At 63.5% G+C, this 24,384-nt stretch carries 21 protein-coding genes; 4 read left to right on the top strand and 17 right to left on the bottom strand.

Features of this window, described 5'->3' with window-relative positions; all coding sequences use genetic code 11:
- Window positions 1–7 precede the first annotated feature (7 nt).
- Together ACTORR_RS23505 and ACTORR_RS23500 are read right to left on the bottom strand one after the other, a co-directional pair.
- The gene (locus ACTORR_RS23505; RefSeq protein WP_054884000.1) at window positions 8–220 is read right to left on the bottom strand and encodes a hypothetical protein; all 213 of its coding nucleotides are present in this window, start codon (window positions 218–220) and stop codon (window positions 8–10) included.
- Entirely contained in the window at window positions 217–687 is a 471-nt protein-coding gene (locus tag ACTORR_RS23500) for a hypothetical protein (protein WP_054884001.1), read from the bottom strand. The genes ACTORR_RS23505 and ACTORR_RS23500 overlap by 4 nt, the downstream gene beginning before the upstream one ends.
- 308 nt (window positions 688–995) lie before the next feature.
- On the opposite strand from ACTORR_RS23500, the gene ACTORR_RS23495 reads away from it, so the two are divergent.
- On the top strand, window positions 996–1,193 hold the full coding sequence (locus ACTORR_RS23495) for a hypothetical protein (protein ID WP_082433444.1): 198 nt from the start codon (window positions 996–998) through the stop codon (window positions 1,191–1,193).
- A gap of 6 nt (window positions 1,194–1,199) precedes the next feature.
- Here the strand turns inward: ACTORR_RS23495 and ACTORR_RS23490 are convergent, their stop codons facing one another.
- The 13 genes from ACTORR_RS23490 to ACTORR_RS23430 form a co-directional block, all read right to left on the bottom strand.
- Window positions 1,200–1,394 carry a hypothetical protein gene (locus tag ACTORR_RS23490; protein WP_054884003.1) on the bottom strand — a complete coding sequence of 65 codons (195 nt, stop codon included), beginning with the start codon at window positions 1,392–1,394 and terminating at the stop codon, window positions 1,200–1,202.
- Window positions 1,395–1,580: 186 nt separating this feature from the next.
- Window positions 1,581–1,985, bottom strand: a complete 405-nt coding sequence (locus tag ACTORR_RS23485; protein WP_003259022.1) for a TraR/DksA family transcriptional regulator — start codon at window positions 1,983–1,985, stop codon at window positions 1,581–1,583.
- A 288-nt stretch (window positions 1,986–2,273) separates the two neighbouring features.
- The gene (locus ACTORR_RS23480; protein WP_054884004.1) at window positions 2,274–3,047 is read right to left on the bottom strand and encodes an enoyl-CoA hydratase; all 774 of its coding nucleotides are present in this window, start codon (window positions 3,045–3,047) and stop codon (window positions 2,274–2,276) included.
- A 13-nt stretch (window positions 3,048–3,060) separates the two neighbouring features.
- Window positions 3,061–4,188, bottom strand: coding sequence for an acyl-CoA dehydrogenase (locus ACTORR_RS23475; protein WP_054884005.1), 1,128 nt, complete (start codon window positions 4,186–4,188; stop codon window positions 3,061–3,063).
- Window positions 4,189–4,196: 8 nt separating this feature from the next.
- Entirely contained in the window at window positions 4,197–5,390 is a 1,194-nt protein-coding gene (locus tag ACTORR_RS23470; RefSeq protein ID WP_054884006.1) for an acetyl-CoA C-acyltransferase, read from the bottom strand.
- Entirely contained in the window at window positions 5,387–6,169 is a 783-nt protein-coding gene (locus tag ACTORR_RS23465; RefSeq protein ID WP_441343918.1) for an SDR family NAD(P)-dependent oxidoreductase, read from the bottom strand. The genes ACTORR_RS23470 and ACTORR_RS23465 overlap by 4 nt, the downstream gene beginning before the upstream one ends.
- 11 nt (window positions 6,170–6,180) lie before the next feature.
- Window positions 6,181–7,830 carry an AMP-binding protein gene (locus tag ACTORR_RS23460; RefSeq protein ID WP_441343917.1) on the bottom strand — a complete coding sequence of 550 codons (1,650 nt, stop codon included), beginning with the start codon at window positions 7,828–7,830 and terminating at the stop codon, window positions 6,181–6,183.
- Window positions 7,831–7,954: 124 nt separating this feature from the next.
- A complete protein-coding gene (locus ACTORR_RS23455; protein WP_313365822.1) occupies window positions 7,955–8,512 on the bottom strand; it encodes an NEL-type E3 ubiquitin ligase domain-containing protein in 558 nt (185 codons plus the stop codon).
- Between the two features lie 53 nt (window positions 8,513–8,565).
- Window positions 8,566–9,414, bottom strand: a complete 849-nt coding sequence (locus ACTORR_RS23450; RefSeq protein ID WP_313365821.1) for an NEL-type E3 ubiquitin ligase domain-containing protein — start codon at window positions 9,412–9,414, stop codon at window positions 8,566–8,568.
- Between the two features lie 17 nt (window positions 9,415–9,431).
- Complete coding sequence (locus tag ACTORR_RS23445) at window positions 9,432–12,440, bottom strand: dermonecrotic toxin domain-containing protein (RefSeq protein WP_313365820.1); 3,009 nt, start codon at window positions 12,438–12,440, stop codon at window positions 9,432–9,434.
- Entirely contained in the window at window positions 12,437–16,936 is a 4,500-nt protein-coding gene (locus ACTORR_RS23440) for an NEL-type E3 ubiquitin ligase domain-containing protein (RefSeq protein ID WP_441343916.1), read from the bottom strand. The genes ACTORR_RS23445 and ACTORR_RS23440 overlap by 4 nt, the downstream gene beginning before the upstream one ends.
- Before the next feature lie 47 nt (window positions 16,937–16,983).
- Window positions 16,984–18,033, bottom strand: a complete 1,050-nt coding sequence (locus ACTORR_RS23435) for an AraC family transcriptional regulator (protein ID WP_054884011.1) — start codon at window positions 18,031–18,033, stop codon at window positions 16,984–16,986.
- Window positions 18,034–18,096: 63 nt separating this feature from the next.
- Window positions 18,097–18,960: a LysR substrate-binding domain-containing protein gene (locus ACTORR_RS23430; RefSeq protein ID WP_313364961.1), complete on the bottom strand. Its 864-nt coding sequence runs from the start codon at window positions 18,958–18,960 to the stop codon at window positions 18,097–18,099.
- A 112-nt stretch (window positions 18,961–19,072) separates the two neighbouring features.
- Between ACTORR_RS23430 and ACTORR_RS23425 the strand changes: the two genes are divergently transcribed.
- Window positions 19,073–20,179 (top strand): 2-aminoethylphosphonate--pyruvate transaminase, encoded by a 1,107-nt coding sequence (locus ACTORR_RS23425; RefSeq protein ID WP_054884013.1) that lies wholly within the window; start codon window positions 19,073–19,075, stop codon window positions 20,177–20,179.
- A 34-nt stretch (window positions 20,180–20,213) separates the two neighbouring features.
- The gene (gene phnX / locus ACTORR_RS23420) at window positions 20,214–21,041 is read left to right on the top strand and encodes a phosphonoacetaldehyde hydrolase (RefSeq protein ID WP_099814125.1); all 828 of its coding nucleotides are present in this window, start codon (window positions 20,214–20,216) and stop codon (window positions 21,039–21,041) included.
- Between the two features lie 107 nt (window positions 21,042–21,148).
- Here phnX and ACTORR_RS23415 read toward each other — a convergent pair whose 3' ends face one another.
- Complete coding sequence (locus ACTORR_RS23415; protein ID WP_054884015.1) at window positions 21,149–21,709, bottom strand: NADPH-dependent FMN reductase; 561 nt, start codon at window positions 21,707–21,709, stop codon at window positions 21,149–21,151.
- A gap of 158 nt (window positions 21,710–21,867) precedes the next feature.
- On the opposite strand from ACTORR_RS23415, the gene ACTORR_RS23410 reads away from it, so the two are divergent.
- Window positions 21,868–22,086 carry a hypothetical protein gene (locus ACTORR_RS23410; RefSeq protein WP_027919089.1) on the top strand — a complete coding sequence of 73 codons (219 nt, stop codon included), beginning with the start codon at window positions 21,868–21,870 and terminating at the stop codon, window positions 22,084–22,086.
- On the opposite strand, the gene ACTORR_RS23405 is transcribed toward ACTORR_RS23410, so the two are convergent.
- A complete protein-coding gene (locus ACTORR_RS23405) occupies window positions 22,070–24,319 on the bottom strand; it encodes an Orn/Lys/Arg decarboxylase N-terminal domain-containing protein (protein ID WP_313364959.1) in 2,250 nt (749 codons plus the stop codon). The genes ACTORR_RS23410 and ACTORR_RS23405 overlap by 17 nt on opposite strands.
- Between the last annotated feature and the right edge of the window lie 65 nt (window positions 24,320–24,384).

Here is a 24,384-nt window from a genome sequence, read left to right as displayed (position 1 = left end):
GCTGTGCTCAGCCTTGGGTCAGGCGCTGCAACTCGCGCCGTACCATGGCGGCATAAGGCGCAGGGCTCAGCTGATACAACTGGGCCGCCACCCAGGTCAGCCAGCCCAAGCCCATCGCCTCTCGTTGCGCCAGCAGGCGCCGGGCCTCGGCCATGGCTTGCGCCTGGTATTGCCGATGAAACTCGGCACGCGTTCCTGGCGCTTCGTCACCTTCGTTCATTCACTGGCCTTGAAGGTGGTCAGCTCGCCTTTGCGCCACTTCGCGACCTTGCCGGTCACCGCCTTGAGCAGCTTGCCCAGCCCTTCCTGAACCTGTTGTTGCGCGGCGAACACCAGCATCACACCGTGGCCCTCGCGGAATACGATGCCCTCACCTTCCGGCACCGAAACAAATGCGTAGTCGCCTACACCGTAGACATTCAGCTTGATGTCGCGAAAGCGCATTTCCAGCTTGCCGCCTTCGCGGCTAGGCAACACTGCGGCACGAAAGTGATCGCCGACCTTCAGTTCCAGGCGTTGCTTGTCATCGACTACCAAGGCGCTCTCGGTATCGATCTCGGCCATGTAAAGGCCTTCGGGGTTCTGTTCGGTGACATAGATGAAACGGCCCTGAAACAGCTTGGCCAATTTGCCGCGCAAATCGCCCAGGGCAAACAAGGCGTGGGTATCCAGTGTACTGACTGCCAATGAAGTAATCCTCAAACCGGTGACATCCGCCCTCACTCGGAGTCGGTGAGGCGCGGCCATTTCAATTCGATAGGCGAAAAGAATAATAAAGTGATGCGCGAAACGTCTGTGCCTGCTGGCGATGTAGCTCGCAGGAAACTTTACTCCGGCTTGCCAGACGTGGCCTCAAAACGGGCTTTCGGCATATTCCCTGTCAGGGAAGCGTAATGTCTGACAACAAACCCGCCAGAAAAGATGCAATAGATAACTGCAAGCCCCTTGGCACAACGGGCTCAGCTATCCAATCAACGCATTACCGGGGAATGAATATGCACGAAAACACCGAAATCCGTCGAGAGGTAAAGAGCATTTCTTACCACGCATACGTCAGCAACAGGCCACGCTACGTCGTCATACCCGCAGGTATCGAATTCTTCCACGTGACCGAAAGTGCCACTGGCAGGGTCAAGGGTTTTCGCCGCCTGCACCGCGATGCCTGCGCACTGGCCCGCAGCCTGGAAGCCTGAATGACCTCAGGCGGCGTGGCCATCCTGCATGATCTGCAACCAGGCGGCTTGGCATTCCATGGCCTCGCGACGGGTGGCGAACGCGGTACCACGGCGCTCGCCATTGACCAGGACCACCCAACACACCCGCTTGCCTCGTGCCTGCAAACCTGCTGGCACACCTGAACCGATCATCACGGCGACATCGACTCGGCTGTTCATCATTTCCTCCGGCACTTTGATAGCACCCTAACGATGAGGTCATGATACGCCCGCCGACTGCCCTGAAACAGCACATCCCGGTACAGCAGTGTTACGTTCCGAGCAACAAAACCCGCAAGCGCCTTCGACGCAAAAAACGCAAAAAGCCCCAGGGATTACTCCATGGGGCTGGCGCAAGGCGGCCGGTCAGACCTGACGCTGGTGGCGGTCGAGCTGCTCGTGGCGCTCCTGGGCTTCGATGCAATACTTGGTGGTCGGGCTGATGAGCAGGCGCTTCAGGCCAATCGGCTCACCGCTATCATCACACCAGCCGAAGCTTTCGTCGGCGATGCGGTCCAGCGCCATTTCCAGCTGCGGCAGCAAGCGCTGATCGCGGTCGATGGCGTTCACCAGCCAGCTGCGCTCTTCCTCGACCGATGCCACGTCGGCAGGGTCCGACGGGGTGTCCAGGCCTTCGATGGTGGCACGGCTCAGCTCGATGCGCTCATGGGTTTCGACTTTCATCGCCTGCAGCAGGCCAGCAAAGAAAGCCAGCTGGTCAGCGTTCATGTAGTCATCGGCCGACATGGCCAGCAACTGTTCCTTGGTCATCGAATTCTCTATGAAAAAATGTGCATTTGGGCGATTCGGGTGCCGCCGACGCCTTCACATCGGCAGCGGAATTCTTCAAGCGCCAACCGGCACTCTTTTACAGGGGGCGGCAGTCTAAGGCGCCAAGCCGTCATGAGCAACAGCAATCAGGGGAGAAACGCCCGAAATGGCTTGGAATCCGCCCGCTGGCACCCTTGCCCGACATAAATACGAACGCGCCACGGTATCCCGAGGGACGCCGTGGCGACATGAAGCTCAACCTTGCAGCAGGACGATGCCCCGCCTCAGTCAACGGTCTTTGAACTGTGCCTCGCGTTTGGCGATGAAAGCCGCCATCCCTTCTTTCTGGTCTTCGGTGGCAAACGCAGCATGGAACACTCGACGTTCGAAGCGCACGCCTTCACTGAGGGTGACCTCGAAAGCTCGGTTGACGCTTTCCTTGACCATCATGCTGACCGGCACCGATTTGCTGGCGATGGTCGCTGCCACCTTCAATGCCTCGTCCACCAACTCGGCCTGCGGCACGATACGCGCCACCAAGCCGGCACGCTCGGCTTCCTCAGCCCCCATCAGGCGGCCGGTCAGGCACAGTTCCATGGCCTTGGCCTTGCCCACAGCCCGGGTCAGGCGCTGGGTGCCACCCATGCCTGGCAGCACGCCGAGGTTGATTTCCGGCTGGCCGAACTTGGCGTTGTCGGCTGCCAGGATGAAGTCACACATCATCGCCAGCTCACAGCCACCGCCCAAGGCAAACCCCGACACGGCAGCGATGATCGGCTTGCGACGGTTGGCGATGCGGTCCGAATCGCTGAACAGGTCCTCGACGTAAATCTGCGGATACTGCAGCTCGGCCATTTCCTTGATGTCGGCGCCAGCGGCAAAGGCCTTGGCGGAACCTGTCAGCACCACGCAGCCGATGTTCGGGTCGCGCTCGAGCTGGTCCAGGGCCTGGTTGATCTCGCTGACGATCTGCGCGTTGAGTGCGTTCAGCGCCTGCGGGCGGTTGAGGGTGATCAGGCCGACTTTGCCGTGGATGTCCAACAGGATGGTTTCGAATGCCATGCAGTCTGCTCCTTCAAAGATTACGCGCAATGACCATGCGCTGAATGTCGCTGGTGCCTTCGTAGATCTGGCAGACCCGAACGTCGCGGTAAATCCGCTCCAGCGGGAAGTCACTCAGATAGCCATATCCGCCCAGGGTCTGCAAGGCATCCGAACAGACCTTTTCGGCCATTTCCGAGGCGAAAAGCTTGGCCATCGACGCTTCCACCAGCGCCGGGCGCCCGGCATCGCGCAGTGCGGCGGCATGCAGCACCATCTGCCGGGCCACGGCAATCCTGGTCGCCATGTCGGCCAGGCGGAAGGCCACCGCCTGGTGTTCGATCAGCGGTTTGCCGAAGCTCTGTCGCTCATTGGCGTAGTCGCGTGCCACTTCGAAGGCCGCACGGGCCATGCCCACTGCCTGCGAAGCGATACCGATACGGCCACCTTCGAGGTTGGCCAGCGCGATCCTGTAGCCCTCGCCTTCGGCGCCCAGGCGGTTGGCCACCGGCACGCGCACGTTGTCGAAGACGATCTGGCAGGTGTCGGAGGCGTGCTGGCCGAGCTTGTCTTCGACCCTCGCCACCTGGTAGCCCGGCGAATCGGTAGGCACGATGAAGGCACTGATGCCGCGCTTGCCGGCATCCGGATCGGTCACGGCGAAGACGATCACGACACCGGCATTCTGCCCCGAGGTAATGAACTGCTTGCTGCCGTTGAGCACATAGTGCTCCCCCTCAAGCCTTGCCCGGGCCTTCAGGCTGCTGGCGTCGGAACCGGCTTGCGGTTCGGTCAGGGCGAAAGCGCCGAGCATCGAACCCATGGCCAGGGGCCTGAGGAACTGCTCCTTCTGCTGTTCGTTGCCAAAGCGCAGGATCGGCACGCAACCCACCGAGTTGTGCACGCTCATGATGGTCGAGCAAGCGCCATCACCCGCAGCGATCTCTTCCAGCGCCATGGCATACGCCACGTAACCGGTGTCACTGCCGCCCCACTGCTCCGGCACCAGCATGCCGAACAGACCGAGCCCGGCCATTTCCTCGATGGCCTCTTTCGGGAAACGGTGTTCCTTGTCCCATTGCTCGGCGAACGGCTTGAGGCGCTCCTGGGCAAAGGCGCGTACCGCATCGGCGATCTGTTGTTGCTCGTCAGTTACCAGCATGATTCACCTCAGTACAGGCATTCGACGGCCATGGCCGTGGCCTCGCCACCGCCGATGCAGATGGCCGCCACGCCGCGACGCAGGTTGTTCTGGCGCAAGGCCGACAGCAGGGTCACCAGGATGCGCGCGCCCGAAGCACCGATCGGATGGCCCAGGGCGCAGGCGCCGCCGTGGATGTTGACCTTGTCGTGCGCCAGGTCGAGGTGCTTCATGGCCGCCAGGGTAACCACGGCGAATGCTTCGTTGATCTCGAACAGGTCGACATCAGCAAGGTTCCAGCCCGTGCGCTTCATCAGCTTGTCGATGGCACCGATCGGCGCTGTCGGGAACAGCGCGGGAGTATCGGCGAAGGCAGCATGGCCGTGGATCACCGCCAGCGGCTTGAGGCCCCGCTTTTCAGCTTCGCAGCGGCGCATCAGCACCAGGGCTGCGGCACCGTCGGAGATGGAACTGGAGTTGGCGGCAGTCACCGTGCCACCCTCGCGGAAGGCCGGCTTGAGCTGCGCAATCTTGTCCAGGCGCGCCTTGGGCGGCTGCTCGTCGTCCTTGATGACGCGTTTCTCTTTGCCCTCGGTGACCTCCACCGGCACGATCTCGGCGGCGAAACGGCCGTTCTCGATCGCATCCTGGGCGCGGGTCAGCGAGGCGATGGCGAACTGGTCCTGCGCTTCGCGGCTGAAGGCGTTGGCCTGGGCGCAATCCTCGGCGAAGGTGCCCATTAGACGCCCCTTGTCGTAGGCGTCCTCCAGGCCATCCATGAACATATGGTCGATGATCTTGCCGTGGCCCATGCGGTAGCCGCCACGGGCCTTGTCCAGCAGGTAAGGCGCGTTGGTCATGCTTTCCATGCCGCCGGCCACTACCACGTCGGCAGAACCTGCCAGCAGCAGGTCATGGGCCATGATCGCCGCCTGCATGCCCGAGCCGCACATCTTGTTCAGGGTGGTGCAGGTGGTGTGCTTGTCCAGCCCGGCACCAAGTGCCGCCTGGCGGGCCGGGGCCTGGCCGAGGCCTGCGGGCAACACGCAGCCGAACAGCACCTGCTCGACACTGGCGGCATCGATCCCGGCACGCTCGACGGCAGCACGGATAGCGGCGCTGCCTAGCTGTGGCGCGGTCAGGCTCTTGAGGTCGCCCTGCAGGCCGCCCATGGGCGTGCGCACGGCGCTGACGATAACGATCGGGTCATTGGCGAGGGTCATGATCGGTCTCCTTTCTTGGCAGCCATGCGCAGTGCGCCGTCGAGGCGGATCACCTCGCCGTTGAGCATGCTGTTCTCGATAATGTGGCGGGCCAGAGCGGCATATTCCTGCGGACGACCCAGGCGCGGCGGAAACGGCACGCCAGCCGCCAGCGAGGCACGTACTTCTTCGGTCATGCCAGCCATCATCGGCGTTTCGAAAATGCCGGGGGCGATGGTCATCACACGGATACCGAAGCGCGCCAGTTCGCGGGCCGCCGGCAAGGTCAGGCTGGCGATGGCACCCTTGGAGGCGGCATAGGCAGCCTGGCCAATCTGGCCATCATAGGCGGCGATGGACGCGGTGTTGATGATCACCCCGCGCTCACCGCTGTCGTCCGCCTGGCCTTCGGCCATGGCCGCTGCCGCCAGCCGCAGCAGGTTGAAGCTGCCGATCAGGTTGACATTGATGACCTTGATGAAGCTGGCCAGCCCGTGCGGCCCCTGCTTGCCCAACACCTTCTCGGCACCGACGATGCCGGCACAGTTGACCAGGCCGTGGAGGCTGCCAAAGGCACTGACAGCAGCCTCGACCGCCGTCTGCGCGGCCTGTTCGTCGCTGATGTCAGCCACCGCGAAGCGGGCGTTGTCACCCAGTTCACGGGCCTTGGCCTCGACAGCCTGGGCATTGAGGTCAACCAGCATGACCTTGGCACCGGCCTCGATCAGCATCTGCGCGGTGGCAGCGCCCAGCCCGGAGGCACCGCCGCTGACGATGAAGTGTTTGTTGGCTATCTGCATGATCTCGTTCCTTAGCAGGCGCTGACAGGGGTGGCCTGTTGCGCATGTTGTCTGGCCACTTCCTGATTGCGCAGGATGAAGCGTTGCAGCTTGCCGCTCGGGGTCTTGGGCAGCTCGCTGACGAATTCGATTTCTCGGGGGTAGGCATGTGCGTAGAGGCGCTGACGCACGTGCTGACGCAGGGTTTCTTCCAGCTCGGCGCAGCCCTGGTAACCGCTGGCCAACACGACGAAGGCCTTGATCAGCTCGGTGCGCTCGGGGTCCGGCTTGCCGATCACCGCAGCTTCGATCACCGCCGGGTGTTCGATCAGGGCGCTTTCGACGTCGAAAGGCCCCACGCGGTAACCGGACGTGGTGATCACATCATCACTACGGCCGACAAAGCTGATACTGCCGTCCGGATTGAGTTCGACGGTGTCACCACTGAGGTAGTACTTGCCGACGAAGGCCTTGGTCGGCACGCCGTGGTAGCCGCCAAACCAGCACAGCGGCGATTGCTCGCGGTCCACCGCCAGGATGCCCGGCTGGCCAGCCGGCAATTCGTTGCCCTGCTCGCCCAGTACGACAATACGGTGACCGGGGATGGCGAAGCCGGCCGACCCCGGGTGCACAGGGTGCTGCAGGCCATGATGGTTGCACAGCACCATACCCAGTTCGGTCTGGCCGTAATGGTCGTGGATGGTGACCCCCAGTTCGTCGGCGAACCAGCGGATCACTTCCGGGTTGAGCGGCTCGCCAGCGCTGCTGACAACGCGCAGACGGCCTTTGATCGGTGTCGAGAAGTCTTTGCCAGCGGCGATCAGCAAACGGTACGCCGTGGGTGAACCGGCCAGATTGGTGATACCCAGCTTGTCGATTACCCGCGCGCAACTGTCGACGCTGAACGGGCCATCATAGAAGGTGGTGGCGTGGCCCAGGGCCAAGGGCCCGGTGACCGCGTAGTACAGACCGTAAGCCCAGCCCGGATCGGCCAGGTTCCAGAAGTGATCGCCAGGGCGCAAGTCAACGGCATCGCGCATGTAGCCCTGGAAGGCGACGATGGCACGCAGCGGCACTTCCAACGGTTTGGCCGGGCCGGTGGTGCCGGAGGTGAACATCAGCAGGAACGGGTCGTCCCCACAGCGCATCACCGGTTCGCAAACTTCGTCTGCTGCCTCCAGACACTGCCGAAAATCCAGTTCGCCACTGCGGGCCTCGACAGTGATGATCGTCGGGCAACCGTGCACTTCATCGAGCTTGGGGCGGTTTTGGGCGTCGGTGACCACCACACGAGCATGAGACTGTTCCAGACGATGCTCGATGGCCTTGGGGCCAAAGGCGGTGAACAACGGCTGGTATACCGCACCCACGCGCCAAGTGGCGAGGATCGTCACCAGCAGTTCGGCGGTGCGCGGCATCAGGCCGGCGACCCGATCTCCAGAACCCACGCCCTGCGCCTTGAGCACATTGGCGAAGCGGGCAGCCTGGCTCTTGAGCTGGTCAAAGCTGTAACGGGCTCCGTTGCCATCACGGTCTTCGTAGACCAGCGCCAGTTTACCGCCACCGGTATGGCGGTCACAGCATTCGACACAGGCATTGAGGGCAGCGAGATCGCCATGCAGCGCAGCAGCAGAGGCCTGGGCATGGTCGAAGGCACGAGCGGCCTCAGCGTAATCGCGCATCGTCGGACTCCTGGATTGTTGTTTTTGGAGTTGAACCATCGGTCCGAAGATGTTCGCGCTGCTCAAGGGCTCCGGCAATGGCCAAAGCTGTCAATCGCGATGACCGGTTTGGCCGCAGGCCGGTTTACCCTTGACCCCGTTCGCGCCCGAGCAGCAACTGCCGCGTCAGCTCCAGCGCCAGCATCTGGCGCTCCGCAGCCCGTTCGATGTCGAGGTTGTCAAGGTGATGCTGGTACTCGATGGCCGGCAGTTGCCCCTGTTGGGCCGCGAGCACCGCCCGGCGTTCGCTGATGAGCATTTCGAGCGCCGCAAATGCCTGCGGGTGACGTGCCTCGATAAATCGCTCCCAGAACACCCGCTGGCAAAGGCTGCGGGCCATCGCCTCGGGGGTCTCTGCGGCGCGTACGGCGCCAACGGCTGCTTCCAGCTGAGCATCGGTTACATTCGCCGCATCGGCGTAGCGCATCGTCCAGGCCTGGCAGGGCAAGCCCAGGCGCTGCCGAAGGTGCACGCGGTAGTACAGCCCCACGGCGATCTGGTCGACCCGATCGCGAGCAGCCAGGCGCCGCATGATGTCTTGCCGTGCGAAAAGTTCGACACGGTCCAGGCGGAAAAGCCCCTGGCCCAGCTGCAACAAGTCATTGCCCCGTTCCGGCGTGGCATTGCGTTCAGCGGCATCCATCGCTACCCGTAACTGCAATTCACTGAAACGATCCGCGACACTGTTGGCACAGCTCAGGGCAATTGCGCCAGGCTGTAGACACGTTGCCGCAGCCCGACGTTGCCACTGAGCGCGTCGAGCAGCGACCATACCCGGTCGGCCAGGTTGGCACTGGGCTCGTCGAAATCGCCAGTGTCCTCCAAGCGCCCAAGCAAGTTGAACAACCCCTGGCTTTCAGGCATTGCCGCCAGCCTGTCCCACAGCGCTTGCCGGCCTTCACGCGCCACCTCGTCGACTGTTGCGAGCCAGTGCTGACGGGTCGCTGTAGGGTCGGCCAGGCGGCGTGGTTCCGGCAGATGAAAATGCTCCTCAATGGTGTCCAGCGCATAAAGCCGCTGGATCTCCACGATGCCCATACGGTTGCGTTCGACCAGAAACCCACGCCGATAGACATGCGGCATCGCAAGAATTTCATCAGGAACCGGCCCCAGCTGGTTGTCACGCAGGTCGATACGCTCCAGACCCTCGCACAACTCCAGGCCCGACGGCCATTCACCCAGTTGGCAATGGCGCAGATTCAACTCGACCAGGTGCGGCAACTGGTTGTAGCGCAAATAGTAAGCGCCCAACGGGTTGTAGCTGAGGTCCAGGTGCCTGAGCCGGGGCAGGCCGTTCATGGCATTGAGCGCGCCCTCGTCCAGGCGGATGCGGTTGTGCGCCAGACGTATACTGCGAAGTTTGACCAGATGAGCAATACCTACAGGCACCTTAAGCAGGCGGTTGTTGCTCAGGCTCAGCTCTTGGAGGTTACTGAAACAGCGCAGGAAGTCAGTAGGCACGCCTGAGATAGGCAGGTCACGCAGTATCAGCTCCCGGATCTGGGGAAAGTCGATATGCGCCGGCAGCTCCGGCAGGCTGCTCACGTTCAGGTTGATCAGGCTCAGACGCTGCCCTCCCCCTCACCACCCAGCGGTTCACCCTGCAGGCGCCAGGCCCGACGCAAGCGTTCGGCCACCTGCTGGCGCAAGGCCAGGCGCGCGGGGTCGAACTCGAAGCTGGTCCAGCGGTTGAGATGCTGTTCCAGCTGGGCGAAATCGTCCTCGAGTTCCAGCAATGCGTCATAGGCCGAACCGGGTGCTGCCAACAGGCGTGCCAGTTGCGTGTTGATGGCTGCGTCGTCTAGCCCGGGGTACAGGTTTCGCAAGCGATCACGCAAGACGCTCTGCTGGCTACGCCGCCGCGGCAGCCGACCACTTAGGGGGTAGCCCACACGGCCATCGGCCATCCGTCGCCCAGGGTTGAACCAGCGTGCCTGCTGCGGCCAGCCGAGCAAGCGCCCGATCTCGCCATGCGTTGCCGGCAACTGCTCGACCACCCGCTTGCGCAGTAAGGCAGCCGGCTCACCGTCGTCGATGCCCAGCTCTCGGTATTCTGCGGGGTTGACCAACGTCAGCAGCGCCTCGAACAGATCGGCCGACTCGGCAATCATGGTGCTGACGCCATCGGCCGTCTCTTCACGGAGCTGGAAATAGCCATCATTGCGCACCAATTTCCACACAGGCGCTGCGTCATGCGGGAGGTCGAGAGACGCCAAACAACGCCCGCCATACGGCTCACTCCAGAGTTGCAGATTGATCGCTGGCCAGGCATGCAGACGAGACAACAACGCCAGGACCAGCTCACCGGTTTCATTGCAGTAAGCACTCTGCAGGTACAATCCACAAACCGCTCGGTTCAGCCGTGCCAGACGCAATAGAGAGGCCCCCTGCTGCAGGCAGCGCAAGGGCAATTTGCCCTCGCTCAAGGCCAGGCTACGCTCGATAGCGCCGGTATCGGCCGACAGCACCCGTGCGTAACGCTCGGGAAGCTCCGGAAAGTCGTGTCTGATCACCCTCAGCAACGGGTCGTCACCAGGCTCGGTATGGTTCAGGTGGTCGAACAGGCGCTCCCGCAGACGAGGGGCGTGATCAAGCAGATACTCGCGCATGGGCTCGCCCATTGGCGGCACCCCCGGTTGTGCCAGGCACCATTGCAGCACTGGTATGTCGTCGGACGGTATCGCGCCGGCGTCCAACCTGGCGAAGAACCTTTCGATACGCGCATCGGCCTGAAAACGTTCGAGAGCATCACGCAGACTGACCGGGACGGCACGGTTTTCAACGTCCAAACCGCGCAATGCCTCGCCATCGACATCCGCCGCCAACAACACCTGCGTGGTGCGTGCCGCATCCAAGGGAGGGTCGTGCGGCCACAAATCAGCAATCAGGGTCTGCAGGTCGTCAATTTCCAGCGGCCGGGCATCATACAGCCGCCAACCACGCTCGCCATTGAACTCAAGCCTTGGCGCGTAACCTTCCGGGCGCTGCGAATGGCGCAACCGCCAAGGACCATCGGCTTTTGGCCGTTGAACCGGGAAGTAGCGCTGCCCTGCACGCAACCAGCGCTGTCCTTCCCCGTGATAAAGCCCGTCCGCTGCCAATTGCGGGTTCTCGGGCACTGCCGCGTAGGCTGCAAGGTCATTGAACCACAGCCGCGCCCCCCGCTCACCCACTGCCACCGGTTCGAGGGCTTCGACAAAATCACTGGCTACAACCCCCCGGGCCACAACGCTGACACCCGCGCCAACGGCAACCGTGACTGCGAGGTTTTCGGCAACCCCCAGCATGTGCTCCAGCGCTTCGTGCTGATGACCATGAAACCAGTCCGCAGCACCCTCGAATACTTCCGCCAGCGTTTGCACCACAAGTGCCCCCAGCAGTATCGCCCCGACCCCAGGAATGAACAGCCCGGCCAGGTTTGCCAGGCCAAGCCCGACACTGCGCCAGCGCTGGCGTCGCTGCTCCGAAGCCTGCTGATCGACCCGCGCGGTTGGCACCAACAATACGCGTGCGTCTTCCTTGACCCGCTGTACCTGCAGGGCAACCCACTGCGCGTACAGGTCACCGGAATGGGTTACCCCTTCCAGTTGCAGATCCGGTTGCGGATCACTAAGCCGTTTGCCGAGCGTGTCGAGAAATGCTGCGCGCTCGTTCACGCCCACCAATTGGCTGAAGTAGTTACGGTAGTCCGCCTTTTGCAAGGCGCTCACCAGGTGCGCATTCATCTGTGCAGTCGACGCAAAGTAGCGCAACGCCCTGGCGGGTTCGCTAGGCAGATACAGAATAACCCCCTGATCGTTGCCTGAGGCATCGCGCAACTGAATCAACAACGCGTCGGACAACGCGTGGCCCAGGACATTCAGCATCCCCGGATAACCCTGCAATCCGAGACTCGCTTCAGTTCCAGGCATCGCTACCGCCAGCAGGGCAATCTGCTGATGTACCGAAATGTCGCCCCGCAGCGCAGCAATATCCGTGGCCAGGACGAGGCCGGCACGTTTGTCCTGCTTCAGGATTTCGCAGGTCGTATCGGTAAATACCTCTTCCAGCAGACGCTGGTAAATGCCACCTGCATCCCGGCGGCGGCAGGCTTCCACCAACGCTTCGAGGTCTGCGGTCAGCGGTACGCTGCTGCCCGACACCACCAGGCCGGTGCCTACGTAGAAGGTTGCGCCCTCATCAAAGTTCTGCATGAACCGCAACACGGCCGGTTCACGCTGTTCAATCACTTGGTCGCTAGGCAAACCACCGCCCGGCGGTACACGGAAGTCGCGGCGTATCTCCAACCACTGCAGATTGTCCAGCACCGGCGCACCGGGCAACTGATCGACCAACTGCTGAAAATGCAACTCGGCGAAGCGCTGCAGAGGCACCAGGCGCCTGGTCGCACTGCGCACCCGCTCCTGGCTCTGCTGGTGGGCCTTGAACCGGTCGCGCAAGTGGTTGATCTGGGCAACCGACGCCCGCTTCAACCAATCGGGAACGCGCGCGGCGATAAAGTCGTGGGTGGCCTGTGCCATTTTGGTCTCAGCAGCGCTGCCGAGAAGTGCGCCATTGCGGTTGTAAGTCATCGGCCCGACTCCGTCAGAGGGCTGGCGGCAAGCGCCTGTTCGGTAAGTTGCAGGATCAATGCCTGGGTCGCTGCCTCACGCTCGCTGGCCAGTTGCTGCATCTGCCGCAAGTAGGCGCCATCGCCCAATTCACCTCGGCGAAGGTCCAGTGCCTCCAGGCGTTGCCAGAATGGTTGCTCCAGCGCGTCGAAGCGCTGCGCCTCGCGTTGGCGCAAGCACTCGCGCCAAAAGTCGCGCTCGCTCACATAAGCTGCCAGCCCACCCGCTTCGGCCCGGTACACGGCCAGTTCAGCGGCATTCAGGTCGGCCTGGGTGACCCTGGCGATGGTCGGGAAACGCATACTGCGTGGTTGCCCTGGCAGACCCAGCGGCCCCGCCAGGCCAATGCGATAGGCCAGGCTGATTTCTATCTCGTCAACCACCCGTCCGGCCTGCGACTCGCGCAGGACGTGGTCACGGGCCAGAGCCTCGACCCGGTCGAGGCGAAACAACTGCCGCCCCAGTTCCAGGCGCGCGTGGGTTTCGCTGCCAGGTGGCGCCGCTTGCAGGGCCCGGACAACCATCGAGCGCACCTCCAGGGTACTGAAGCAGTGCGCAATGCTGTCAACGCAGGTTCGCGGGTGGCTGGCCAGTTCGAACAGCTCGTGGCGCAAGCGGCTGTCCGCAGCCATGGCTTGCAGCATCTGCACCACGCGTCGGCGCAGATCTTCCCAGGCTCGGCTATAGTCGCTGCTATCGACCAACGCATCGAGCAGCATGAAGAAGTCCGTGCTGCCTGGCTCACCGGCCAATGCGCGCCATTGCGTGGCCAATTGCTCCTCAGCGTCCATCGACAAACCATCGCTCCAGGCACGCCAACCGCGCGCCGCCGACGCTGCCGCCGGATGCCTGGGCTCAGACTGCGCCAGCCGGGTGAAGTCATCTGCCGACAGCGGATTACCCTCGAGCCGCAGACGACGGCGGAACGCCTGCGTTTCCTGCAGCATGAACCTTGGCAGGGTGGCGATCTGGTTGTCGCGCAGGTCTGCCAGTTCGAGCAGGCTGCACCACTGAATGCCGCCCGGTATCGCGCGAAGCTCGGCCCGTCTGAGGTACAACCGACGCAGGCGTGCCAAGCTACTGATCTGCAGATCGATTAGTCGCAACGGGTTATCGCTCAGGTCCAGCACATCGAGTTGCGACAAGCCGCGCAAAACTTCGAGTCCACCGGCATTCATGCGTATACGGTTGTTCCGCAGGTCAAGGGACTGCAAGCGCGACAGGCTTTGCAGCTCTGCAGGCAGGCCGGTCAAGCGGTTGTTCGACAGGGTCAGCGAGCGAACTTCGCGGAATGCCGTCAGGAAGCCTGCAGGCAACGCCTCCAGGCTCATGCCGACCAGCAGCAGTTCGCTCACATGCCCGAAGCTGACGCCGGGGGGCAAGGTCGGCAAGCCTCCCGGCACCAGGCCAATCAAGCTCAGGCGAGCACTCGAGGGCACTCCGTCGTCATCCGGTAGTTGCTCGCCCTCCCGCCGCCAGCAACGGCGCAATTGGCTCGCAATACGCTGGCGGGCCTGCCGAGCCTGGCCTGGCACAGGGCTTTGCTCGATCCAGGTCTGCAGGCAGTCATGCAGGCGGCGATAGGCTTGCTCCTCGGCCAGTAGATGGCTGTATGGCGAGCCGGGCAGGCTCAGCAACCGTTGCAGATGCTGCTCCAGCTGAGCGTCATCGAAACTTGGGTAGAGGCCACGCAAGCGCCAACGCAGCAATGAGTGAGCAGGCATCCTGCCGCTGCTGCGCCCGCTGAGGGCATAGCCAATGCGCCCGTCTGCACGCCGCCTGGCCGGGTTCAGCCAGGGTTTGATCTCACTCATGCCCAACTGCCGCATCAGGGCTTCGCGCGTGGCCGGCAACCAGCCTTGCAAGTCAGCGACAAGCCGCCCACTGGCATCGGCGCCATCCCAGCCCAGGCGTTGTCGGTGCGCCTGGGGCAAACAGGCCAGCAGCACTTCGGCCAGGCCAGCAGGCGCTTCGGGTTGCACTGACGTCGGGTATCCATCGTTGCGATGGATCTCGAACTGGCCTTCCCGGTGCACCAGTACCAATGCTTCATCTCCGGGATACAGGCGTGCCAACAGGGGCCCGGCATCGCTACCCCGACGCAGCTCGAGGTTGGCCGATTGCGGCCAGGCGGCATACCGGCGCAGCAGGTCGAAGACCAGTTCCAGTGCGTCTTCACGATGGCTGCCGGGCAGGTAGAAGGCTTCGCGTACCCGTGTCAGCCGCGCCACCTGCAACAGCGCCCGGGCCTGTTCGGCCACGGCCAGCGGCAGCCTGGCATGCTCACTCATGATTGCGCGCTGCGCATCACTGGCCTCGTCGAGCACGCGCAAGGCATAAGCCTTGGGCAGCCCTGGGAAGTCGCGCATGATCACGCCAAGCAGCGCCTGGTCAGCGCCCACATCGTGATCAAGGTCAGCCAGCAGTCCTTCACGCATCCGGGCCTGCGCCTGGTCGATGGCGGTGAACTGCGCATCGAGCGGCAGTTCGCCCACGGCCAGTTTGTCTACACACCAAACGAACCAGACACGATCTTCATCGAGTATCTGGCCCAGGGCGACTCGGCCAAGAAACCGCTCGATGCGCTCGGCCCTGGCGAAGCGTTCGAGGGTATCGCGCAGCTGCACCGGCAAACGGCGGTTTTCCACCAGCAGCCCACGCAACTGCGCCTCGTCGACATCCGCCACCCGCAAGATCTGCTGCACACGTTCGCTGTCCAGCTGCGCAGCCTCGGGCCACAGGTAACCCAGCATGCGCTGCGCCCCTTGCCACTCCAGCGGTCGCTGGCGCCACAGTCGCCAGCCCCGCTCGCCGTTGTGACGCAACACGGGGTGCACACCGCCCTGGCGCTGCGGATGCTTGAGCTGCCAATGATGGCCAACCTGATGGACCTCATAGGTGACATGCTCATCCTGCCACCACCAACGCCCATCAGCGATCAACAGACCATTGTCCTGCCACACCCCGTTGGCCGGTGGCGTGCTTACCCGGTAGGCCCCCAGCTCGACCGACTGCAGCCGTGGCTTGCCTGCCCCGCCGATGACCGGTTCCATGCCGTCCACCAGCGCGCTGCGCGGGAAGCCCCGCGCCACGGCGTGCATGCCCAGGACCAAGGCAGCAGTGACGGCAACCGTTTCGGCAACCCCCAGCATGTGCTCAAGGGCCTCATGGTCGCGTCCCCGGGCCCAATCTGCCGCGCCTTCGAAGACCTCGGCCAGGGTCTGGCCAATCAATTGCGTGAACAGCAACGCCCCCACCGTCGGTACAAACAGGCCGAGCACATTGAGCATGACCACCCCGACCTGCTCCAACGCCTCGATGCGCGACTGGCTGCGCGCATGGTCGACATCGGCGGTGGGCACGGCCAACCAGCGGGCGTCATCCTTGATGCGTTGGCAATGATGCCGGGCCAGGCCGAGACAGACATCGCCATCAAGGCGCTCACCGCCTGCGTCGACATCGACCTGGCTATCCCCCAGGCGCTTGCTCAGGGTAGCGATGAAGGCCGCCCGCTCGGCCAAGGCAACCCGCTGCAACAGACGCTTGCGAAACGCCAGCTGACGCACGCAGGTGCCCAGGTGCGCGGCAAGCTCTTGCCAGTCATCGAAGCGTTGCAGTGGCTGCGGCTCGCCAGGTAGGTAGAGCAACACCGCGGCCACCCCTGGCAATGTGATCGGCCCGCCGCCCGGCGACCAGTCATCGCGGATCTCGATCGCCAGCGCGCCGCCGATACGACAGCCCATCAGCGTCAGGCCCATGGCCCGGTGCCGCCCTCGATCATGCTGCACCGGCAAGCCCTGCGCCCATGCGCGCAGGAAGCGCACGTCGGCTTCGGGCAACTGGCGGCGCAGCACGGCAATCTCCAGTGCCACCTGCAACGACAACTGCTGTTCACGTGCCTGTTGCTCGATCACCAGAGGCGTGAACACCTGCTCCAGGTGCTCCTGATACAGGCGGCCAACGTCCAGGTTGCGGCATTGCGTCACAATGTCTGATACCTGCGCTTTGACAGGGGTGTCAGAGTCGCTGTCGACCAGGGCCGTGCCCTCGTAAAATGACGCGCCCGCCTCGAAATTCTGCAACAGGCGTTGCAGCGCCGGTTGGCGTACCTGAAACGGTTCGCTTTCGGGCAGCGCCAGTGACGGGTCACTGAACGGCGGCGGCGCAAAGCGCATCCGGGTTTCCCGCCAGGTCAGCATGTGCAGGGGCCGGGCCTGGGGCAACAGCCCGGTGACCCTGCGCTCGAGCCAGCGCGTAGCAAACGCTTCAAGAGGCTCAAGCTGGTCAAGGACAACGCGCAGCGACTGCTGCACGGCATGCAGTGGCGCGAAGCGCTCGCGCAAGCGGTTGATGGCCTGGGGCGAAGCGGTTTTCAGCCAGTCAGGCAATTGCTCAGCAATGAAATCGTCAAGCGCGCTGGCCAGCTTGGCATCGTGGGAGACAGGTTGAACAACCATGGGAGATTCCGAAGTCGTGAATGTCCCCCCGACTCTAGGGCTCGCCGTCAATCACCCGCAGCAGGAAAACCCACCTCACCGGTCAGCTCTACTCCCAACACCAAGCTGCGGTAATGCCCTGGATTGCAACCGAACCATTTACGAAAAGCCTTGTAGAACGAACTGCCGTCGGCGAAGCCCAGGCGCGCGGCAATTTCCAGCATGCCCAGGCGCTCTTCGGCCAGCCAGGCGATGGCCAGTTCGCGTCGCACGCTGTCCTTGAGCCCTTGGTAGCTCTGGCCCTCTTCCGCCAGGCGCCGACGTAGGGTCGACGGAGACAGGCACAACTGCCGGGCCAGGCCCTCGGCATCCGGCCACAAGGCCGGGTCCAGGCGCAGCAGGTCATGGCGGATGCGCCGAGCCAGGCTGGCGGGATCGCGGTACTTGACCAAAATGTTGCCCGGCGCTTCTGCGAGAAAGCGTTGCAACTCCTCGGGCGTGCGCCGCAGCGGGATGTCCAGGCAGTCGGCGGCGATGATCATGCGCGAACGCGGGCGGCCGAATTGCAGGTTTCCCGAGAACATCACCCGGTAGTCGTCGCAGAACGGTGGTTCGCTGCAGCGCAGGTCGATGGCCAGGATCGGGATGCGCCGGCCGGCCAGCCAGCAGGCCACGCCGTGCACGATCATCCAGAAGGTAAAGTAGGTGAAGGCGCGGCGCGGTTCGTCACGCGGCTCATTGATGACAATTTCGGCCAAGCTCTGCTGACGTACCAGGCTGGGTTGCAGGTCTTCGAGCATCAGCGAGAGAAACTCCAGGGCCGTCTCCAGGCCAGCGCCGAGGGTGGCGTGGGCCATGCTCGCACGGCACATGAAAGCCAGGCTACCGCTGCGCAGGCCACGCGGGTCCATGGCGAAGAACTCGTCATTGCAGCGCCGCGCCAGCAGGCGCCAGAGCCGTGCGTAGGCTTCGGCAGAGACCCGTGCCTCGGGCAACTCCAGCTGGCCGCAGTCGATGCCTGCCCGGGCCAGCAGGCCGCTATCGGGCTGCCCTGCCGGGCAAGTCTGCAACAGGGCTTCGCGCACCAGTTGCATGGAGATCGTGTCTTTCTCGCTCATCGATTGTCCCGGTTGCACTGTGCTGGCCATCTTAGGCCCACAGGTGGAAAACACCAGCCCTGCTCACAGGCTGCCCGCCAGCCCGAGAAAAGCCTGGATCAGGCGCAACTCGCGGCGCCGCTCCAGGCAGCCGAGCATGTGCTGGTTGAGCAGACCCTGGCCAGCCAGCGGACGTGCCACCACCCGCGGGTCGTTGGCCACCTCGGTCGATGACACCACGCCGATGCCCAGTTCAGACGCCACCGCCTCGGTCACCGCCTCACGGCTGTCCAGCTCCAGCAGCACCCGGGGCTGCACACCCGCCGAGCCGCAGGCCTTGTCGAACGTGCGCCGGGTGGTGGAACTGGGCTCGCGCAGCACCATGATCTGCTGGTGCAACTCGGTCAGTGGCAGTTCCTGCCGGGCCTGCGCCCAGGCGTGGCCCGCAGGCAGCAAGGCACACAGGCGTGACTCACAGAGGTTCTGCAGGTGCAGGCCCTTGCGTGGTTCTATCTCGGTCAGCACGGCGACGTCGGCGTGCTCGCTGAGCAAGGCCGCCAGGGTTTCCTGGGCATTGCCCAGACGCAGGTTGACGGTGATGCCCGGATAGCGCTCGCGCAGCAGTGCCAGCATCGGCATGACCCGATGCGGACCATCGGCGGCCACTTCCAGGCGCCCGGTGAGCAATTGGCGGTTGGCCTCGAGCATGGCTTGTGCCTCTTCAGCCAACCCGAACATGGCGCGGGTGATCGCCGCCAGGCGGGTGCCTTCCTCGGTCAACTCCACGCGCCGCGCAGTGCGCCGCAGCAAGGTGATCTGGTAATGCTCCTCCAGCGCCTTGACGTGCCCGGTCACCGCCGGCTGGCTGATGAACAGGCGCGCGGCGGCGCGGGTGAAGCTGCCTTCACGGGCGACGGCATCGAAGGCACGCAGCTGGAAGAGGTTCATATCTATCGGCCTGACTTATAGCTCGGATAACGACAAACAATTTGATTGATGGCAGTGCGAATTGCAACCTAGGCCTCGTAGTTTCAGCCCACCGCTTGCGAGGAATAACGGAATGAGCAACGCCCCAATCTTGCTGACCCCTGGCCCACTGACCACTTCAATCCGCACCCGCCAAGCCATGCTGGTGGACTGGGGCTCGTGGGACCGCGACTTCAACCAGCTGACCGCCAGTGTCTGCGAGCAACTGCTGGCGATCATCGACGGCAGCGCCAGCCACCACTGCGTGCCCCTGCAAGGCAGCGGCACCTTCGCCGTGGAGGCGGCCATCGGCACCCTCGTGCCGCGTGACGGCAAGGTCCTGGTATTGATCAACGGCGCTTATGGTCAACGCCTGGCGAAGATCTGCAAAGTGCTGGGCCGCGCCTGCAGTACCTTCGAGACCGCCGAGGACCAACCGACCACCGCCGCCGATGTAGACCGCCTGCTCGCCGCCGACCCGGCTGTCACCCACGTGGCGCTGATCCACTGTGAAACCAGCACCGGTATCCTCAACCCCCTGGCGGAAATCGCCCAGGTGGTCAAAGGCCACGGCAAGCGCCTGATCATCGATGCCATGAGTTCGTTCGGCGCACTGCCCATCGATGCCCGTGAGATTCCTTTCGAAGCGCTGATCGCTGCGTCCGGCAAATGTCTCGAAGGCGTGCCCGGCATGGGCTTCGTGTTTGCCGAGAAACGCGCTCTGGCCGCCGCCGAAGGCAACGCCCACTCGCTGGCCATGGACCTGCACGACCAGCACGCCTACATGGCCAAGACCGGCCAGTGGCGCTTCACCCCGCCGACCCACGTGGTCGCCGCCCTGCACGAAGCGCTGCAACAGTACGGTGAGGAAGGCGGCCTGCCCGCCCGCCACCAGCGCTACGCCGACAACTGCAAGACCCTGCTCGCCGGCATGGCCGCCATCGGCCTGCGCAGCTTCCTGCCGGCCGAAATCCAGGCGCCGATCATCGTCACTTTCCATGCGCCGAACGATGCCCGCTACCAGTTCAAGGACTTCTACGAGCGGGTCAAGGCCAAGGGCTTCATCCTTTACCCGGGCAAACTGACCCAGGTCGAAACGTTCCGCGTCGGCTGCATCGGCGTGGTCGGTGCCGACGGCATGCAAGCTGCCGTCAATGCCGTGGCCGAAGTGCTGCGGGAAATGGAAGTGCTGGACATCTAACCCTTTGCCCACCCAATTTCAGGAACCCGCTCACATGAACTACAGCAATCCTACCCAGCTGCAAGCCGCCATCCTCGACTGGGCTGGCACCGTGGTCGACTTCGGCTCCTTCGCCCCGACCCAGATCTTCGTCGAAGCCTTCGCCGAGTTCGATGTGCAGGTCTCCATCGAGGAAGCCCGTGGCCCGATGGGGATGGGCAAGTGGGACCACATCCGCACCCTGTGCGATGTGCCAGAGATCGCCGAGCGCTACCGCAAGGTGTTCGGCCGCCCCCCGACCGACGATGACGTTACCGCCATCTACAACCGCTTCATGCCGCTCCAGATCGAGAAAATCGCCGTGCACTCGGCATTGATCCCCGGCGCCCTGGACACCCTCAACAGCCTGCGCCAGGGCGGCCTGAAGATCGGTTCGTGCTCGGGCTACCCGAAGGTGGTGATGGACAAAGTGGTGGAACTGGCGGCGCAGAACGGCTACGTCGCCGACCACGTGGTGGCCACCGACGAAACCCCGAATGGCCGCCCATGGCCAGCCCAGGCCCTGGCCAACGTGATTGCCCTGGGGATTGATGATGTGGCGGCGTGTGTGAAGGTCGACGACACCGTGCCGGGCATTCTCGAAGGCCGCCGTGCCGGCATGTGGACCGTTGCCCTGGTGTGCTCGGGCAACGCTCTGGGGCTGACCTGGGAGGGTTATCAGGCGTTGAGCACAGCAAGACTGGAGAGCGAGCGCAAGCGCATTCACCAACTGTTTGCCGGCTCGCGGCCCCACTACCTGATCGACACCATCAACGAACTGCCGGAGGTGGTAGCCGACATCAACCGCCGCCTGGCCAAGGGCGAGATGCCGCAGGCCTTCTGACAAATCGGTGTTTAGCCATTCGCGGGCAGGCCCGCTCCCAGGGTTATGCATTCCTCTGTGGGAGCGGGCGTGCCCGCGAATGCGTCAGTTCAGGCAACAATGATGGATCAGACCACCCGGTTCAACTTCACCCAGGAAGCGAACTTGTCGATGAAGCCCTGCAGGAATGGCCTGGTCTTGTCACTGAGCTTGCCCGCCTCATCGAACAGGCTCGCCGCCCCGCCGATATACGCCTCGGGCATCTGCATGCACGGCATGTCGAGGAACACCAGCGACTGGCGCACCGCATGATTGGCACCAAACCCGCCAATGGCCCCGGGCGACACACTGGCCACCGCCGTCGGCTTGCCGCTCCACGCGCTTTGCCCATACGGCCGCGAACCAACGTCGATGGCATTCTTCAAACAGCCCGGCACCGAACGGTTGTATTCCGGAGTGACGAACAGCACCGCATCGCTGCGGCGAATCTCATCGCGAAACCGCTTCCACGCCTCGGGCACGCCCTCGGCCTCGACGTCCTCGTTGTACAGCGGCAGGTCGCCGATCTCGACAATCTTCAGGGCAAGGCTGGACGGTGCCAGCTCCGAAAGTGCGCGGGCAACCTTGCGGTTGTAGGAGTCCTTGCGCAAGCTGCCGACGACAACCGCTACCGAATACACCTGGCTCATGGCGTTATCCATCCGTTGCTGGAGAAAGGGACGTCTGTAGTTATAGATGACCGTTCCTCGGCGGCCCGGATTTTTTTCCTGGCTTCGAAAACTTCCAGGTACCTTTTAGGGTCTATCCCTGCAGACATTTCCTACGTAATTCAGAGGTTTTCACCCAAATGGCAGCAGTAATGGTCGGCCAGTTCCACGCCCGTGACGCCGAAGGCCGTATCTACCCCGTGCACGAGTTCCAGGAGTCCACCCTCCAGGCAGACGGCAGCGCACTGGGTGCCCCGATCACCACCTACCGCCTGGCGATCGGCGATCGCGTCAACCACTTGGGTGAAAACCGCTTCGAACTGGCACAGACCGGCGTCGAGATCATTCGCATTCCTTGATGCAGTCGACCGTGTATCGGCCGCTCTCATTCTGCAGGCCATGCACATCAGCGACGAACCCCGGGAAACCGCTGTTGAACGCCCGGGCAAACGCCAGGTAGTCGAGGATCGAGCGGGTTGCTTCGGTAAACCGCTCGCCTGGCATGATCAGCGCGATCCCCGGTGGGTACGGCACCAGCATCACTGCTGCCACACGACCCAGCAAGGCCTCTATCGGCACTGCCTCTACCTCTGCGCGCACCATCTGGTCATAAGCCCGCGCCGGGCTTACGGCCACCTCCGGCAACCGCGTGAACAACCGCTTGAGCTGCTTGGCCGTGGCATTGGCGCGGTAGCAGTCATGCAGCTGGTCGCACAGGTCGCGCAGGCCCAGCCCCTGGTAACGAGCGGCATCGACCGCAACGATGCTCGGCAGGCAGCTACTCAGCGCTGTGTTGCCGTCGTAATGGCGTTTGAACTCCAGCAGCTCGGTGAGCAACGTGCTCCACTTGCCCTTGGTGATTCCCATCGAGAACAGCACCAGGAAGCTGTACAGACCGGTCTTCTCCACCACCAGCCCGCGCTCCCAAAGAAACTTGCTGACCACCGCCGCCGGAATACCGTGCTCGCCCAATACGCCGTCCGCGCTCAGCCCGGGCATCACCAAGGTCACCTTCAGCGGGTCGAGCAGCACATAGTCGTCCGCCACGTCGCCAAAACCATGCCACTCGGCGCCCGGTTGCAGCAGCCAGTCCTGCGCCGACAGGCGCTGGATGCCCTCTGCCGCTGGCGGCTGCCAGATGCTGAACCACCAGTCTTCGGCGGCGATGTGCTCACGCAGATTGGCCAGCGCACGGCGGAAACTCAAGGCTTCGTCGAACATCTCCTGCAGCAGCGAGTGGCCGGCCGGACCCTCCATCATGGCCGAAGCCACATCCAGCGAGGCGAGCATGCTGTATTGCGGCGAGGTGGAGATATGCATCATGAACGCTTCGTTGAAGCGGTCGCGATCCAGCTGACGCTGGGCACCATCTTGCACGTGAATCATCGAGGCCTGGCTGAAGGCGGCCAGCAGCTTGTGAGTGGAATGGGTACTGAACACCAGCGGGCTGCCCTCGCCGCACACAGTACCCATGGCGTAGCGGCCCTCGAAGAATGTGTGAAACGCCGCATAGGCGAACCAGGCCTCGTCGAAATGCAGCACCTCGACGCTGGCGCCCAGTGCCAGCTTGATCAACCCGGCGTTGTAACACAGCCCGTCGTAGGTGGAGTTGGTCACCACCGCCAGCTTGATCCGCGGCTCACGCCCCTTGGCCAGGGGATTGGCCAGCACCTTGGCCTTGATCGACTCGGGGCTGAACTCGCTGAGCGGTATCGGGCCAATGATGCCCAGCTCGTTGCGTTCGGGGCACAGGTAGAGGGGGATGGCGCCGGTCATGATGATGGCGTGGACCACCGACTTGTGGCAGTTGCGGTCCACCAGCACGAGGTCATCGCGGCCGACCATCGCGTGCCAGACAATCTTGTTGGCGGTGGAAGTGCCATTGATGACGAAGAACGTGTGGTCGGCACCAAAGTTGCGCGCGGCACGCGCCTCGGCCTCGGCCAAGGGGCCAGTGTGGTCGAGCAGCGAGCCCAGCTCCGGCACCGACACGGACAAGTCCGAGCGCAGGGTATTTTCGCCGAAGAACTGGTGGAATGCCTGGCCTACCGGGCTCTTGCGGTAGGCCACGCCGCCGCCGTGGCCGGGGGTGTGCCAGGAATAGTTGGATTGTGCGGTGTGCTGCACCAGGGCCTTGAAGAACGGCGGCAGCAGGCCATCAAGATAGTTGTGTGCGGCACGCGCCACCTGACGGGCGAGAAACGGCACAGTGTCTTCGAATAGGTAGAGAATGCCGCGCAGCTGGTTGAGTTCGCTCATGGCCTCGGCCGGCGCGTTTTCCAGGGTGACCTGTTCACCCAGGGCGAAGATCGGCAAGTCAGGCGCACGCAACCGGGCCAGGCGTATCAGCTCGGCCATGTTCTGCAGCAAGTGGGTATTGTCGCCGACGCCCTCGGCGGCGATCAGCATGCAGGCCAGACCATGGTGGGTGGTGGCGACCAGCCGCGCTTCGGTGTGATCGGCAGCCTTGATGATGGCGAAACCGTCCTGGCTCAGTTCCTCGGCGATGCCGCGGATGCGCTCGCCGGCAACGCTGTCGGCTTTGACCGCACGGTGGACGATGAGGATCGGGAACTTGAGGTCCTTGTACATCCGGCAACTACCTCCGCAGGACTTGGTGTCCTATTGAGGGTAGTAGGCCTTGTGCTGTCTGTGCC

Origin of the sequence: Pseudomonas sp. SAR267, from assembly GCF_052077595.1 — a bacterium.
GTDB lineage: Bacteria > Pseudomonadota > Gammaproteobacteria > Pseudomonadales > Pseudomonadaceae > Aquipseudomonas > Aquipseudomonas vlassakiae.
The sequence above is the reverse complement of the archived record's forward strand: the minus strand, read 5'-3'. Positions and strand labels throughout refer to the sequence as shown.

Coding starts and splice junctions, on each gene's coding strand:
- ACTORR_RS23505 (WP_054884000.1), bottom strand. CDS start 220: ATGAACGAAGGTGACGAAGCGCCAGGAACGCGTGCCGAGTTTCATCGG.
- ACTORR_RS23495 (WP_082433444.1), top strand. CDS start 996: ATGCACGAAAACACCGAAATCCGTCGAGAGGTAAAGAGCATTTCTTAC.
- ACTORR_RS23490 (WP_054884003.1), bottom strand. CDS start 1,394: ATGAACAGCCGAGTCGATGTCGCCGTGATGATCGGTTCAGGTGTGCCA.
- ACTORR_RS23485 (WP_003259022.1), bottom strand. CDS start 1,985: ATGACCAAGGAACAGTTGCTGGCCATGTCGGCCGATGACTACATGAAC.
- ACTORR_RS23480 (WP_054884004.1), bottom strand. CDS start 3,047: ATGGCATTCGAAACCATCCTGTTGGACATCCACGGCAAAGTCGGCCTG.
- ACTORR_RS23475 (WP_054884005.1), bottom strand. CDS start 4,188: ATGCTGGTAACTGACGAGCAACAACAGATCGCCGATGCGGTACGCGCC.
- ACTORR_RS23470 (WP_054884006.1), bottom strand. CDS start 5,390: ATGACCCTCGCCAATGACCCGATCGTTATCGTCAGCGCCGTGCGCACG.
- ACTORR_RS23465 (WP_441343918.1), bottom strand. CDS start 6,169: ATGCAGATAGCCAACAAACACTTCATCGTCAGCGGCGGTGCCTCCGGG.
- ACTORR_RS23460 (WP_441343917.1), bottom strand. CDS start 7,830: ATGCGCGATTACGCTGAGGCCGCTCGTGCCTTCGACCATGCCCAGGCC.
- ACTORR_RS23455 (WP_313365822.1), bottom strand. CDS start 8,512: ATGGATGCCGCTGAACGCAATGCCACGCCGGAACGGGGCAATGACTTG.
- ACTORR_RS23445 (WP_313365820.1), bottom strand. CDS start 12,440: ATGACTTACAACCGCAATGGCGCACTTCTCGGCAGCGCTGCTGAGACC.
- ACTORR_RS23440 (WP_441343916.1), bottom strand. CDS start 16,936: ATGGTTGTTCAACCTGTCTCCCACGATGCCAAGCTGGCCAGCGCGCTT.
- ACTORR_RS23435 (WP_054884011.1), bottom strand. CDS start 18,033: ATGAGCGAGAAAGACACGATCTCCATGCAACTGGTGCGCGAAGCCCTG.
- ACTORR_RS23430 (WP_313364961.1), bottom strand. CDS start 18,960: ATGAACCTCTTCCAGCTGCGTGCCTTCGATGCCGTCGCCCGTGAAGGC.
- ACTORR_RS23425 (WP_054884013.1), top strand. CDS start 19,073: ATGAGCAACGCCCCAATCTTGCTGACCCCTGGCCCACTGACCACTTCA.
- phnX (WP_099814125.1), top strand. CDS start 20,214: ATGAACTACAGCAATCCTACCCAGCTGCAAGCCGCCATCCTCGACTGG.
- ACTORR_RS23415 (WP_054884015.1), bottom strand. CDS start 21,709: ATGAGCCAGGTGTATTCGGTAGCGGTTGTCGTCGGCAGCTTGCGCAAG.
- ACTORR_RS23410 (WP_027919089.1), top strand. CDS start 21,868: ATGGCAGCAGTAATGGTCGGCCAGTTCCACGCCCGTGACGCCGAAGGC.
- ACTORR_RS23405 (WP_313364959.1), bottom strand. CDS start 24,319: ATGTACAAGGACCTCAAGTTCCCGATCCTCATCGTCCACCGTGCGGTC.